The sequence below is a fragment of the Shewanella sp. FJAT-51649 genome (assembly GCF_019457435.1).
Lineage (GTDB): Bacteria > Pseudomonadota > Gammaproteobacteria > Enterobacterales > Shewanellaceae > Shewanella > Shewanella mangrovisoli.
Window position 1 is genome coordinate 814,172 of sequence record NZ_CP080411.1, and the last position, 12,902, is coordinate 827,073.

General features: G+C 46.5%; 14 protein-coding genes. 11 read left to right on the top strand and 3 right to left on the bottom strand.

What is annotated here, in order from left to right; all coding sequences use genetic code 11:
- Positions 1–172: 172 nt before the first annotated feature.
- Positions 173–637 (bottom strand): chemotaxis protein CheX, encoded by a 465-nt coding sequence (locus K0H59_RS03610; protein ID WP_011715879.1) that lies wholly within the window; start codon positions 635–637, stop codon positions 173–175.
- A 568-nt stretch (positions 638–1,205) separates the two neighbouring features.
- Here K0H59_RS03610 and K0H59_RS03615 point away from each other — a divergent pair.
- The 5 genes from K0H59_RS03615 to K0H59_RS03635 all read left to right on the top strand — a co-directional run bounded on the left by K0H59_RS03615 (position 1,206) and on the right by K0H59_RS03635 (position 6,234).
- Positions 1,206–3,401: a TonB-dependent siderophore receptor gene (locus K0H59_RS03615; RefSeq protein ID WP_220054691.1), complete on the top strand. Its 2,196-nt coding sequence runs from the start codon at positions 1,206–1,208 to the stop codon at positions 3,399–3,401.
- A gap of 75 nt (positions 3,402–3,476) precedes the next feature.
- Positions 3,477–4,151, top strand: coding sequence for a Fe2+-dependent dioxygenase (locus tag K0H59_RS03620; RefSeq protein ID WP_220055549.1), 675 nt, complete (start codon positions 3,477–3,479; stop codon positions 4,149–4,151).
- 227 nt (positions 4,152–4,378) lie between these two features.
- The gene (gene dusA, locus K0H59_RS03625) at positions 4,379–5,386 is read left to right on the top strand and encodes a tRNA dihydrouridine(20/20a) synthase DusA (RefSeq protein WP_220054692.1); all 1,008 of its coding nucleotides are present in this window, start codon (positions 4,379–4,381) and stop codon (positions 5,384–5,386) included.
- A 208-nt stretch (positions 5,387–5,594) separates the two neighbouring features.
- Positions 5,595–5,888 (top strand): hypothetical protein, encoded by a 294-nt coding sequence (locus tag K0H59_RS03630; RefSeq protein ID WP_023268555.1) that lies wholly within the window; start codon positions 5,595–5,597, stop codon positions 5,886–5,888.
- 145 nt (positions 5,889–6,033) lie between these two features.
- A complete protein-coding gene (locus tag K0H59_RS03635; protein ID WP_088211084.1) occupies positions 6,034–6,234 on the top strand; it encodes a PspC domain-containing protein in 201 nt (66 codons plus the stop codon).
- A gap of 139 nt (positions 6,235–6,373) precedes the next feature.
- Here the strand turns inward: K0H59_RS03635 and K0H59_RS03640 are convergent, their stop codons facing one another.
- Positions 6,374–7,111 (bottom strand): enoyl-CoA hydratase-related protein, encoded by a 738-nt coding sequence (locus K0H59_RS03640; RefSeq protein WP_088211083.1) that lies wholly within the window; start codon positions 7,109–7,111, stop codon positions 6,374–6,376.
- Between the two features lie 34 nt (positions 7,112–7,145).
- Here K0H59_RS03640 and K0H59_RS03645 point away from each other — a divergent pair, with 34 nt between their 5' ends.
- From K0H59_RS03645 to K0H59_RS03655, 3 genes are read left to right on the top strand one after another with little or no spacing between them, the layout of a single operon-like run.
- On the top strand, positions 7,146–7,628 hold the full coding sequence (locus K0H59_RS03645; RefSeq protein ID WP_220054693.1) for a copper chaperone PCu(A)C: 483 nt from the start codon (positions 7,146–7,148) through the stop codon (positions 7,626–7,628).
- A gap of 11 nt (positions 7,629–7,639) precedes the next feature.
- The gene (locus K0H59_RS03650) at positions 7,640–8,608 is read left to right on the top strand and encodes a DUF2333 family protein (RefSeq protein ID WP_011623977.1); all 969 of its coding nucleotides are present in this window, start codon (positions 7,640–7,642) and stop codon (positions 8,606–8,608) included.
- Between the two features lie 2 nt (positions 8,609–8,610).
- Positions 8,611–9,348, top strand: a complete 738-nt coding sequence (locus K0H59_RS03655) for a TIGR04219 family outer membrane beta-barrel protein (protein ID WP_088211081.1) — start codon at positions 8,611–8,613, stop codon at positions 9,346–9,348.
- Positions 9,349–9,420: 72 nt separating this feature from the next.
- On the opposite strand, the gene tolC is transcribed toward K0H59_RS03655, so the two are convergent.
- Positions 9,421–10,728, bottom strand: a complete 1,308-nt coding sequence (tolC, locus tag K0H59_RS03660; RefSeq protein ID WP_011715885.1) for an outer membrane channel protein TolC — start codon at positions 10,726–10,728, stop codon at positions 9,421–9,423.
- A 243-nt stretch (positions 10,729–10,971) separates the two neighbouring features.
- Here tolC and nudF point away from each other — a divergent pair, with 243 nt between their 5' ends.
- The 3 genes from nudF to cpdA are packed head-to-tail and all read left to right on the top strand — an operon-like array spanning position 10,972 to position 12,883.
- Complete coding sequence (gene nudF, locus K0H59_RS03665) at positions 10,972–11,583, top strand: ADP-ribose diphosphatase (RefSeq protein WP_011715886.1); 612 nt, start codon at positions 10,972–10,974, stop codon at positions 11,581–11,583.
- A 4-nt stretch (positions 11,584–11,587) separates the two neighbouring features.
- On the top strand, positions 11,588–12,028 hold the full coding sequence (locus tag K0H59_RS03670; RefSeq protein ID WP_041417110.1) for a DUF1249 domain-containing protein: 441 nt from the start codon (positions 11,588–11,590) through the stop codon (positions 12,026–12,028).
- A gap of 15 nt (positions 12,029–12,043) precedes the next feature.
- Entirely contained in the window at positions 12,044–12,883 is an 840-nt protein-coding gene (gene cpdA, locus K0H59_RS03675) for a 3',5'-cyclic-AMP phosphodiesterase (protein ID WP_220054694.1), read from the top strand.
- Positions 12,884–12,902 lie beyond the last annotated feature (19 nt).

Here is a 12,902-nt window from a genome sequence, read left to right on the forward strand (position 1 = left end):
CCATCGGAGTGAATACTAAAACGGCGCATTTGCGCCGTTTTTTTATGCCTTGCAAGCGGATGATTGAGAGAACTGTCAGCCGTTCTGCACTTGGTTATTGCACCATTGAGGCAATAATCAAGCTTGCAGAGCGACGTGAAAGGAAGGCTAAAGGGGAGTTAGTGGTAACGGATTAATTCTCAAAGCAGATTTCAATAAAAGCAGTGCCGTATGGGCTGCTGAAGGGCATGATAATTTTGGTGCCATTCGCTTTGTGGGAAATGGTATGCCCTTTACCCGAAACCACCATAGGAGTTGCCATTTCGAACTCGTAACCCTTTTGCCCTAAAAGATTTTTTGCTCCACCTGTGACCATGTTGGTGATTTCACCCACGAGATCGGTGACTTCTTCATTTATCTTACCTGGGTTTTCCCCAAGCATATTTTGCATGATCTGCAGTACCAGTTTTTGTTCAAAGGTAATAGATAACGACCCCTTAGTCTGCGGCCCAACCATACCAATTAACCCGGACACATCACCCTTGGCTAAGTTGTCGGTTTTAATTTGGGGCTTGCCCGGAGTGAGATCCATGCTTGCCATCGTCGAAATGACATTGAGCAGGGATTGCAGAAAAGGGTTAATAAAATTGACGTTCATGCTTCAGTGTTTCCTCTTGTGAACTTAAGCCTTATGGTCACCATGTCATTAAGGTTAGACGAAAAGTCGCTGAACCACAGCAATCTTAATCACACTCTATCAGCTTAGATGACACAAATGGAAATGTGAGGTTAATTTCACGATTTTATTGTTATTTATCCTAGAATCAGCTTAAAACCACATCACTCAAGAGCCGCATTTTCGACATTTTTAGCTCCGATTATCGATACGCGATTTTGTCAGCCTAAGTTTGCTTACTCCCTGTAGATCAGCCAATTTCACCTAAATAAACAGAGGTCGTTCCTGAGAATATTCTCGATTGTCACCGTTATATAAATTTAATTGCATTAATTTTCATAGTGTTAGTTTGGATTAGGTATGGAAATCTTACTTATTCAACCGTCAGTAAGACCTAGCGCGCATTTCAGCTTCAAATTGTGACCAATATTAAATTGTAATGTAAATGATAATAATTATTGATTGCAATTTATGTTTTGCATATATTAGCGGCGATTAACAGATGGGGGACATCTGTTACAGAGTTTACTCCGCAACAGGAATGCTTTTGATGAAATTTGCAAAACGCCGCAATGGCCGAGTTACGCTCGGTGCCCATGTTTTAGGTTCGTTAACGATTGGTATGGCGGTTTCAGCCGCTCCGGCTATGGCGACGGAGCCGCAGCCACAAGTCGTTGAGAAGAAAGTTGAACATATTGAAGTGAACGGTGAGTACTTAGGTTACAACACCCGTAAAGTGCAATCGGGTAAATTTACCGAAGATCTGCTCAATACCGCTAAAACCGTTACCGTTATTAATCAAGATTTGATCAAGGATATGGGCGCCCAGAGTTTTACCGATGCACTGCGTGCAACACCCGGTATCACACTAGGGACAGGTGAGGGCGGCAACCCTTACGGTGATAGACCCTTTATCCGTGGTTACGATGCTCAATCTTCAACCTTTATCAATGGTATGCGTAATGTGGGCTCACAAAGCCGCGAAACCTTTAACATTGAACAAATTGAAGTTCTGAAAGGCCCAAGCTCTGTATACAACGGTCGTGGCGCCGTAGGTGGTAGCATCAACATTGTGACTAAAAAGGCCCAATCCGAAGACTTTATTAATGCCGATGTTGCCGTCGGAACGGATTCGCTTAAACGCGCCAGTGTCGATGTCAACCATGTGATTGCCGATGAGGCTGCGGTCCGTATCAACATGATGGCCCACGATGCCGACACCCCGGGGCGCGATGAAGTCACGGGGAATCGTTGGGGTGTAGCGCCTTCGGTGACCTTTGGTTTAACCACGCCAACCAAAGTCACGCTCGAATATTATCACTTTGAAAATCATGATATTCCTGATTACGGTATTCCCTACGATCAGGCAACGGGTCAACCTGCGGATGTCGACACTGATAACTTCTACGGTTTGTTGTCGCGCGATTTTCGCGACACTATGGATGATACGGCGTCAGTGTTGATCAGCCATGATTTTAACAACGACATGCAGTTCACTTCGACCTCCATCTATAGCCGTAACAGCAATTACTATATTGTGACTAACCCAGACGACACTACGGGCAACGTGGCTAATGGTTATGTTTGGCGAAACACCAAGTCGCGCCATTCGGTCACTAAGACCTTAGCAACTCAATTGCAGCTTTCGGGTGAAGCAAAACTCGCGGGAATGACTAACCGTTTTGCCGTCGGTACTGAACTCAGTAACGAACGTACCAGCAACTTGAGTTACACCGTCGATACGGGTAATGGCCGCAACGCGGGTTGTAATCAGGCGATGCTGGACAACTACAACTGTACGCTGCTGGATAATCCAAATCCGCACGATCCTTGGGTTGGCACTATTACCCTAGGTACCGATGCGACTGTTACAGAAACCGATACTCGCTCGCTTTATGCCTTTAACACCATTGAGTTAACCGAAGCCTGGATGGTGAACGCCGGGATCCGTTGGGATGATTACAGCACCAGTGCTGAGAATTCGACCTCTGAATTCAGTAACGATACCGACTTCTTTAACTATCAATTATCGGTACTTTATAAGCCTGCCGAAAACGGCAGTATTTATGCCGCATGGGGTACTTCTTCTAACCCACCGGGGACCTCAAATGGTGATGGTGCGGATCGCCTCGGCAGTACCAACGCCGATTTAGAGCCGGAAGATACGGAAAGCTATGAGTTAGGCACTAAGTGGGACTTCTTTGCTGGACGTTTATCTCTGAATGGTTCGGTATTCCAAATTGAGAAAAACAACGCTCGAGTTGCGACCTCTGGCGATCGTAACTCGCCGCAGGAAAACGTCGGTGAGCAAAAGGTGAAAGGTTTCGAACTTGGCTTCTCCGGTGACTTTACTGAGCATTGGCACGGTTTTGGTGGTTACACTTATTTGGATGCGACCTTGGAAAGCAATGGTTATAACCAAGCGCAAAATGGTAACCGCTTCCCCAATACCGCTAAAAATAGCTTAAGTTTATTCACGACTTACGATGTGACTGAGGATTTTACTGTTGGTACGGGCGCGTACTACATGGGTAAAGTTTATGGTAATACGGCTAACACGTTATCGATTCCATCCTACTGGCGTTTTGATTTGACTTCATCTTATAAAATGAGTGAATTCTTGACCTTACGCCTGAACGTGCAGAATCTAACGGATGAGCGTTATTACGATAAGGCGTACACCGCGCACTTTGCTAATATGGCCCCTGGTCGCTTAGTGATGTTAAGTGCCGATATGCACTTCTAAGCCGTATTAATCGAGATCTGAATGGCAGCCCTAGGGCTGCCTTTGATGTTTATGCTATTCCAATTGGATGTTGAAATGCTTATTGAAATTCCGAATGTTTTTTCTAAAGAAGAAGTCAATCAGCTAAGGGAAGAGCTCGATGCCCGCACTTGGATTGATGGCAACCAGACCTCGGGCGTAATGGCGAGCACCCGTAAACGTAACCAGCAGTTAGACAAAGATGACCCTGTCGCACTGCAAATCGGTGAGCTGATCATGGCACGCTTGTTGGCCCACCCTTTATTTGTCTCGGCGGCGCTGCCATTACAGTTTTATCCTCCCTTGTTTAATCGTTATCAAGGTGGCGAAACCTTTGGTTATCATATCGATAATGCGATTCGCTCGACCAGCGAAGGCATGGTGCGTACCGATCTGTCTGCCACCTTATTTTTAAGTGAACCAGACACTTATCAAGGTGGTGAGCTGGTGATCCAAGATACCTATGGCCAGCAATCCATTAAGCTCGCTGCGGGCTCATTGGTGTTGTATCCCTCGACAAGTCTGCATCAGGTTACTCCTGTTACCTCGGGTGAACGTACCGCCGCTTTTATGTGGCTGCAGAGTATGGTGCGCGATGAGGGGCAGCGTCGTTTGCTATTTCAACTCGATCAATCGATTCAATCGTTGACGGCGCAGGCCGCGCCAGAACAAGAGTTGTTTAATCTGACGGGGGTTTACCATAACTTGCTCAGACGTTGGAGCGAGTTGTAGTGATTCTAAGCTAGGCTTCTCTCCTCGCTTCATCTCCCCAAAGCGGGCGGTTTAGGGTATAATCCCGCCAGCTCTGAGGGGCAACAAAACAGTAAACGTTAACTCGTTTACTGTTTTTGTATTTTTACGCTGGTGCTGCATTGCTCATCAGCGGCTTAAATTAAGGCGCTTTATCCCTCTAAGCTTTAACTTACTGGCAAATTTTAATTACTTGAGTCGATAGTCACGTGTTGAAAAATAATCTTAATGATGGTCTACAGCTCGACCGCACCTTTTCCATTGCGCCCATGTTGGATTGGACGGATCGTCATTACCGTTATTTTGCTCGCTTAATGTCGGCCAATGCCTTGCTGTATACCGAGATGGTGACAACGGGGGCGATTTTGCATGGCCGTGGTGATTATCTTGCCTATAACCAAGAGGAACATCCCCTTGCATTGCAATTGGGTGGCTCGAATCCTGCTGAACTTGCTCGCTGCGCCAAACTTGCCGCCGAGCGCGGTTATGATGAAGTAAACCTCAATGTGGGTTGTCCTTCCGATCGGGTGCAAAACGGTCGCTTTGGTGCCTGTTTGATGGCCGAACCTGAGCTGGTGGCTGAGTGTGTCGATGCCATGAAGCAAGTGGTTGATATTCCTGTGACGGTAAAAACGCGCATCGGCATTGACGAGCTGGATAGCTATGAGTTTCTGACGCACTTTATTGATACTGTTATGGCTAAAGGCTGTGGTGAATTTATTATCCATGCGCGTAAGGCGTGGTTACAGGGATTAAGTCCGAAGGAAAATCGCGAGATCCCGTCCTTAGACTACGACCGGGTGTATCAGCTTAAGCGTGATTATCCGACGCTCAATATCAGCATTAACGGCGGTATCACTAGCCTTGAACAGGCTAAAAACCACTTGCAGCACTTAGATGGTGTGATGGTAGGACGTGAGGCTTACCAAAACCCCTATATTCTGGCGCAGGTTGACCAACTGCTCTGTGGCAGTCAGAAGGCGGTGATTAGCCGTGAAGCTGTGATTGAGACTATGTTGCCCTATATCGAGGCTCACTTGCAGGCGGGCGGGCGCTTAAATCATATCACTCGCCATATGATTGGCTTATTCCAAGGCTTACCGGGTGCCCGTGCGTGGCGTCGTTATTTGAGCGAAAACGCCCATAAAAACGGTGCAGATATTGAGGTGGTCAAGCAGGCTTATCAAAGTATCCAGAGTGAAATGGTTGCTCAATAATTATTCGATTTAAAAAGTGGTGAGATTGACTAATGCCTGTAGTATTTTTCACCACTTTACCTTTCTCAAATATCTCGCCTATATCGTTCCTGCTTTAAATAAATTATTAAATCAATGTAAATCATCGACTTAAGTTTGTTTTGATAAGTTGGCACGCCCTTTGTAATAGTCTCTATGTCAAGTTAATCAATCGGAAAGGGACGACATCATGTTTACTTCAAACGTTAAAAAATCAGTTCAAGCAAGTGTGTTATTCGGTGCATTAATGGCGAGTGTTGCAGTACACGCCGAAGCGGCACCTGTATCTGATGTAGTGGGCGCCATCGAGCAAACGCTGAGCACCCAAGCACAGGAGTTGCTGGTTAACACTAAGCGTGAACTGGTGTTATCACTGCAAACACAATTAGCTGAAAGTATCTATGACTTCAATAGCCAGCTAACACTCAGCGCGGATAACCAAGGTGAGTCTGTCACCTCAGGCGAATACAGCGCAAACAAGTAAGGAGCTGCCTATGTGGTTTGTAGCACCTCTTATGACTCTGCTACTGCTACCAGTGATTAGCCTCGCGTTGTTTTCAGGAATTATCTGCTGGTTTCAGTGGCACAGTGTCAGCGATAAGTAAAATATTCATCAATTGGAGTTCAAAATGAAACGAGCGCAAATGCGAATGGACAATTCAGAACGTTTAGTCTGTGGTGTTGCCTCTGGTATGGCGTGGCAATTCGGTTGGTCCTGTTTTTGGACTCGTGTAGTGTGGGCCGGCGCGATTCTATTTATGCCTGGTGTGAGTCTGCTAGTTTACTTTGTACTGGCCTTACTTGTGAACCAATGGAAAAGACCGATTTAACCCACGTTTTTGCTCCCTCAATTTGGGAACGTGAATGGATTAGCCGATGCAAGTTTATGGACACAGCCTTTAGCGGGATGCTATCAACAAGAGGGCACATCGACCCTCATGCCAATAGTGAACACTGTTTAAGTGAGTATCACTTTTTAAGAAAAGCCTGAAATCTGGCTTTTGCTTCATCACTTTTAAGTCTTGCACTAAATTGTTCTAGCTCTTGATGCATCTGGTGTTGCACGCGGTTTTTATGTGGTCGCATCAACTGACGGGTAATTTGCAGTGCTTGCGGTGGCTGATTAGCCAGTTTCTTGGCCTGATTTAGGGCATAACCGAGCAACTCTTCTTGGGCGATAACATCGTTAATGATATTCAGCCTGTGCGCTGTATTGGCATCAAAACTTTCGCCGAGCAGCAATAGCTCCGCCGCCTTTTGATAACCCACCAATTCGGGTAAGAGTAAGCTTGCGCCAGCCTCGGGCACTAGGGCCAAATTCACGAAGGGCAGTTGGAATTTAGCCGTGTTATCGGCATAGACCAAATCACAGTGCAGCAGCACCGTTGTGCCAATGCCAACGGCGGCACCAGAGACGGCGGCGACCAGCGGTTTTTTGAGTTCCAATAGGCAAAATAGGAAGCGCACTGCGGGGTGATTTGGACCTAAGTCACTATTTTTCAAAAAGTCAGCAACATCATTGCCCGAGGTGAAACAATTATCTTCGCCATGGAGCATAAAGGCACGAATGTCGTTGTCTGCTTCACCTTCGATCAGGTATTCTGTCAGTTGTTTATACATATTAAGATCAAGTGCATTGCGTTTATCTGGGCGATTAAAGCTGATAATACGAACGCCCTGATCATCCCGAACCTGTATATGACTCATGGGTTGTTTTCCTTTACGACGACATTGGGTAGACATGGAGTTTAAGACATTGAAACCGATATTCAAACAGATGTTTAATTTTGTCGCATTATCCTGTGCCTCATTTTCTGTTTTCGCTAACGTAGTGATGACCGAAGGTCATGTCCGTGCAATGCCTGATACAGTACCAAATACCGCCGCTTACTTTACGCTGGAGAACCATAGTGATAAAACGGTTCGCCTCACCGGAGTGGCAACTGAGGTCGCGAAGGAAGCGCAATTACATACCATCATCGAAGAACAAGGCATGGTAAAGATGCGCCATGTTGAAGGTTTCGATATACCCTCCCACGGAAAATTAACCTTCTCGCCGTCTGGAGAGCATGTGATGCTCATCGGACTCAAAGCCCCATTAGCCCTAGATCAGCAAGTTAAACTGCAGTTAGCGTTTGACGATGGCGAGAATATAACGATTACATTGCCTGTTGCTAAGCAGGCCGAGAATGCTGCTGAACATGAGCATCATCACCATCATTAAGGAGTCACTTGATGCAAATAACATGGAAGAAGGTCACCGGAGTTGGTTTATTTGTTGTTTTAATTGGTTATCTAGTCAGCGTGTGGTGGAGTATTGAACCCGATACCCTGACACCACAACAGCTGACGGCCACAGAGAAGAATGTCGTGGGTTATGCAACCACTACGTCGTTGATCCTGACCGTTGAAACACTGCTGGATAAGCAGGGCGGCTGGTTATCGAACGATGTGATGCCACCTTCGATTTTTATGGATAACATGCCCGCGTTTGAGTATGGCGCTTTAGAGCAAGTCCGTGATTTAGCACTGATTATGCGTAAAGAGTTTAGCCGCTCCCAGTCCCAATCCGCTGCGGATAAGGACCTAAGCGAAGCGCAAGCTAAGCTGAACATCGACCATACCAGTTGGTTAGTGCCAAGCGCCGAGAGCGAATATCGCGATGGCGTTAAGCTGCTCAAGTTGTATCGCGCGCGCATGATGGATCCAAACAATCAGGATGCCCAGTTTTACGCCCGTGCCGACAACCTCAACGAGTGGCTCAAAGAAGTTCAAAAACGCTTAGGCAGTATGTCGCAACGCTTATCGGCGAGTGTTGGCCAGGAGCGGTTAAATACCGATTTAGCTGGCGATAATGCTGCGCGCCAATCTACCCCGAATTTAGCTAGCCATCAGGTGAAAACCAGCTGGTGGAAAATTGATGATGTGTTCTATGAGAGCCGTGGTGCCTCGTGGGCACTGCTGAATTTTATGCGTGCAGTCGAAGTCGACTTTGCTGACGTATTGAAAAAGAAAAATGCTGAGGTCAGCCTGAAACAGATCATTCGTGAGCTGGAGGCGACTCAACAAACAGTTTGGAGCCCTGTGGTACTTAATGGCAGTGGTTTCGGTCTAGTCGCTAATCATTCATTGGTTATGGCTAACTATGTGTCCCGTGCGAATGCCGCGGTGATTGATTTAACGAACTTGCTATCTCAAGGTTAATTATGAAAAAAACACTCCTCGCCAGTGCGGTATTAGGATGCTTAATGGCCACTTCTGCCCAAGCGGCAACTGTGGTTGGATTCAAAATTGGTGGCGATTACTGGCGCGCCGATACCAGTGGTACTTTTTCCGATAAAGGTCAGCCACAACAAGGGTTTGACTACAGTTCATCGGCTCAAGGTAGCTACTGGATTGCGGTTGAGCATCCGCTGCCGTTTATCCCAAATCTTAAAATTCGTGAAAATAGCTTAGATCAGAAGGGCAGTCTGGCTAATGCTGACTTCAGCTTCAATGGCCATGATTTTACTGGCAATGTGACCAGCTATACCGATCTGAGCAACACCGATTTTGTGCTGTATTACGAGTTGCTGGATAACGACATTCTGTCTTTGGATCTCGGTGCTGCCTATAAGCTGATGAACGGTTCTCTGCGCGTTCAAGATGCGGGTCACCCAGAAGAGAAAGACGTCGATAGCGGCATTGTAATGGGTTATGCCAGCACACACGTGAGCATGCCAGGCCTTGGGTTATTCGGCTTTGCGGATTTAATGCTTGGGGTAAACGAGTCTAACGTACACGACTACGCTATCGGCTTAGGTTGGGAGTTTGACGGCGTGGCGGTGGATACCCGTGTACGCGTTGGTTATCGTGAGTTTGCCTTTGATGTAAACAACTTCTCTGGCATCAGCGCCGATACCAAGTTTGACGGTTATTTCGCCGGTGTAGAAATTGACTTCTAAGCGTTAACGCGAATGAATCAGCCATAAAAAAACCGCCATTTAGGCGGTTTTTTTATGGGAGGTATCGCTATCTTATTCGGCTTTTAGACCGTTGTTGATAGAGATAACATCGTCTTCATTTAAGGTGCCAGCAGCTTGTTTCAACGCAATAATTGAGTTGATGTAGCTGTAACGAGCATCCGACAATTTACGTTTTGAGTCGTACAGATCACGGGTACGGTTCAGTACGTCAACAATGGTACGAGTACCAACTTCGAAGCCCGCTTGTGTTGCCTTTAACGCACTTTCAGATGAAATCACTGACTGCTCATAGGCACGGATTGAGCTGATTGAAGCGCCTACGTTGTTGTAGTTGTTACGAACGTTTTTCACCACACTACGGTAGGTTTGCTCTAACTTCTCGCTCGCTTCCACGTATTGGAATTGTGCTTCTTTGACCTGTGATGTGACTTTAAAGCCTTCGAAAATCGGAATGCTTAAGTTCACGCCAACGTTCACATTGTCAAAATCTGGCTCGTTCACATCACCCGTTTTTTGCTCTAAGCCTTTGTTATAACCTGCGTTTAGGCTAAGAGATGGCATATGGCCCGCTTTGTAGAGGCTAATGGTCTCTTGAGCGATATCTTTACCGATGCGTTGAGTCATCAGATCGACACTGTTGGTTTCAGCAATCTTTAGCCACTCACTCGATGATGTAGGTGCTGGCGTTACCGCAGAGAAACGGTTGGTGTCGAGCACATTAATGGTCTTGTGATCGATACCTGTGATTTCACGCAGGGCTTCGTAGCTGTTGGCTAGTGTGTTTTCAGCCAAAATTTCAGTCGCCGAGGCTAAGTCATACTGAGCTTGCGCTTCATGTACGTCGGTAATCGCAGTTAAACCTACGGCAAAACGTTGTTTTGTCTGCTCGAGTTGACGCTCAATCGCACGTTTTTCTGCGCCTTGGAACTCGTAGTTATCTTTTGCCGTTAATACATCGAAGTAGGCTTTAGTCACACGAGTGATCAAATTTTGCAGTGCTGATGCATAGGTCGAATCGGCTTGAGAAGCGGCTTTTTCGGCAAGGCTTAAGCCAACCCAAGCGCTGTGATCATAGATCACTTGGTTCAGCTTTAGGCTACCGGTCAATCCACTGGTATCGCTCTTAGGATCATTCCATGCTTTGTCATAACCCACGTTAGCGCTGATGGTCGGTAACAGTGGTGCACGGTTTTGTTCGATCTTTTCAAACAAGGCATTACGTTGAGCTTGTGCTTGTAATACTAGCGGGTCGCTCGTCAGTGCTTGTTGATATATTTGCAGTAAATCATCTGCTTGAACCGCTTGAGCGGAAGCCGCGAGAGTTAATGCTGCGCATAGAGAACGGATCTTAAATTTCATTTGCTGTCCTTATTAGACAAATTCTCCCAAAGGAGAAATATGTAACTTCGTTTAGACTAAGTAATGCCTTTACCAAGGCGGTTTGCGCTTCCCGACGCTTCCCGATACAGCTAAAACTTAATGTCGTAGAGTCTAAAAACTCCCACACGTTCAAGTCAACTGCGAAGTGTAACAGATTTTATTTTAAAAATGAGCCAAATTGCCTTGATAATAGGCGAAAATTTAACGCTTAAGGATTGAAATATGAAGCCTGCTGGTTTTTCGCAAACAGATGTGGAAATTCTCGAGAAAAAGTCGCTGTATCAAGGTTTTTTCGCCCTCGAACAGTTCACTTTTAAACACAAATTATTTGCTGGTGGTTGGAGCCAACCCGTGACCCGCGAAGTGTTCGAGCGTGGCCATGCCGTGGTGGTCCTGCCCTATGATGCTGCGCGTGACAAGATTGTTTTAATTGAACAAATTCGTTTTCCTGCATTAGCGACCACTAAATCTCCTTGGCTAATGGAGTTGGTCGCAGGTATGATTGCGCCCGACGAAACGCCGCAGGATGTTGCGCACCGCGAGCTGCTGGAAGAAACCGGCTTAACCGCCCGCAATATGCATTATGTGAACAGTTATCTGGCAAGTCCTGGTGGCAGTACGGAGCGTTTCTATTTCTATTGGGCCGAGGTGGATTCATCCTTGGCGCAAGGTCTGCACGGATTAGCTGACGAACACGAAGATATTCGATTGCATGTGTTAGACCGTGAGGATGCCTATAATCAGGTCGTCAACGGGGCAATAGACAATGCGTCGACCGTAATTGGATTGCAGTGGTTGCAATTAAACTATCAGCAACTGGTTAAAGTTGGATAAAGGTTTGGCTACTTCAACATCGCACCGAAAACCGCGCTACCAACCTAACGTGAGCGACTTTTTAGCGCTATGCGGGCGTAACTACGGCTATATGCAGAAGTGGTTACCGCTCGATATTGAAGTGGGCCAGTCCTGGCAACTCGAAGGTGAAGCGGGTGTATTAGTAATCCGTATTTTAGAAAATACCAAATACACTCAATTAGTTGAGATCTCACGCCCGGTTAAAATCATGGAGTTTATTAATACTCCCAAGGTGTTAGTGAGAATTTATCATGATGCTAAATTAGCAGAAGTGTTAACTGGTCAACAGATTTACCAATTGCGCCCAGTGTATGATTATCCCAATTTACGCATGTATCATAGCGATGAAAAGTACCAGGTTAATGCATTCCTGGGGGAGTTATTGAAGATTGGCTGCCAACAACGTTTGGTGTGTCAATCTTAGAATTGGGTATTCAATGTGCTGAAAGAGGCTGTCTCTTACTCAATAGCTGAAGAAGAAAGTGTGCGCATAGTGCAAGTCACTGATCCGCACCTTTTTGCCGATCCTGAGGCGCAGTTATTAGGGGTCAACACCAGTAAAAGTTTTGCTGCTGTACTTAATACGATCCGCGCTGTCGACTATCCAGCGCATCTGATGTTAGCCACGGGCGATCTAAGCCAAGATTATTCCCCCGAATCCTATCGTCAATTTGTGGCCGCAGTGGCGCCACTTAACTTACCTTGCCATTATCTTCCGGGTAATCATGATGATCCGCGGATCATGTATTTGCATATGCAGGGCGAGCAGATTTTTGGTCAGCAGCGTATCCTTGCGGGTAAATGGCAAATCTTGATGCTGGACTCCACCGTGCGGGGAAAGCCCGGCGGCAATATGGCCGAGAGTCAATTCGAACTCATTGAACAGGCCATAGCCGCGCATCCAGACCGCCACACTCTACTGGTGATGCACCATAACCCTATATTGGTGAATTGCGCTTGGTTAGACCAACATTGCATGGATAACGGCACAGAGTTTCTCAGACGTGTCGCCCAATACCCACAGGTTAAGGGGTTACTCTGGGGCCATGTGCATCAACAGTTGGATACCGAATATGACGGTCCCCATGGCCCGCTACAATTAATGGCGACGCCTTCTACTTGTATTCAGTTTAAACCGCAATCGCCTTATTTTGCCCTCGATGGACTGCAACCCGGTTATCGTTTGCTGGAGCTGAAGGCCGATGGTAGCATCTGCACTAATGTGTATCGCGTGCCGGGAAATCTGTTTTCCCCCGATAAAGATTCCAGCGGTTATTAACGCGAGTGACCGCAGCTTG

What these genes read in the sequence shown, in the direction of transcription:
- tolC (WP_011715885.1), bottom strand. Translation starts at nt 10,728, where the DNA reads ATGAAATTTAAGATCCGTTCTCTATGCGCAGCATTAACTCTCGCGGCT.
- K0H59_RS03620 (WP_220055549.1), top strand. Translation starts at nt 3,477, where the DNA reads ATGCTTATTGAAATTCCGAATGTTTTTTCTAAAGAAGAAGTCAATCAG.
- nudF (WP_011715886.1), top strand. Translation starts at nt 10,972, where the DNA reads ATGAAGCCTGCTGGTTTTTCGCAAACAGATGTGGAAATTCTCGAGAAA.
- K0H59_RS03655 (WP_088211081.1), top strand. Translation starts at nt 8,611, where the DNA reads ATGAAAAAAACACTCCTCGCCAGTGCGGTATTAGGATGCTTAATGGCC.
- K0H59_RS03650 (WP_011623977.1), top strand. Translation starts at nt 7,640, where the DNA reads ATGCAAATAACATGGAAGAAGGTCACCGGAGTTGGTTTATTTGTTGTT.
- K0H59_RS03615 (WP_220054691.1), top strand. Translation starts at nt 1,206, where the DNA reads ATGAAATTTGCAAAACGCCGCAATGGCCGAGTTACGCTCGGTGCCCAT.
- K0H59_RS03635 (WP_088211084.1), top strand. Translation starts at nt 6,034, where the DNA reads ATGAAACGAGCGCAAATGCGAATGGACAATTCAGAACGTTTAGTCTGT.
- K0H59_RS03645 (WP_220054693.1), top strand. Translation starts at nt 7,146, where the DNA reads ATGGAGTTTAAGACATTGAAACCGATATTCAAACAGATGTTTAATTTT.
- K0H59_RS03610 (WP_011715879.1), bottom strand. Translation starts at nt 637, where the DNA reads ATGAACGTCAATTTTATTAACCCTTTTCTGCAATCCCTGCTCAATGTC.
- K0H59_RS03640 (WP_088211083.1), bottom strand. Translation starts at nt 7,111, where the DNA reads ATGAGTCATATACAGGTTCGGGATGATCAGGGCGTTCGTATTATCAGC.
- K0H59_RS03630 (WP_023268555.1), top strand. Translation starts at nt 5,595, where the DNA reads ATGTTTACTTCAAACGTTAAAAAATCAGTTCAAGCAAGTGTGTTATTC.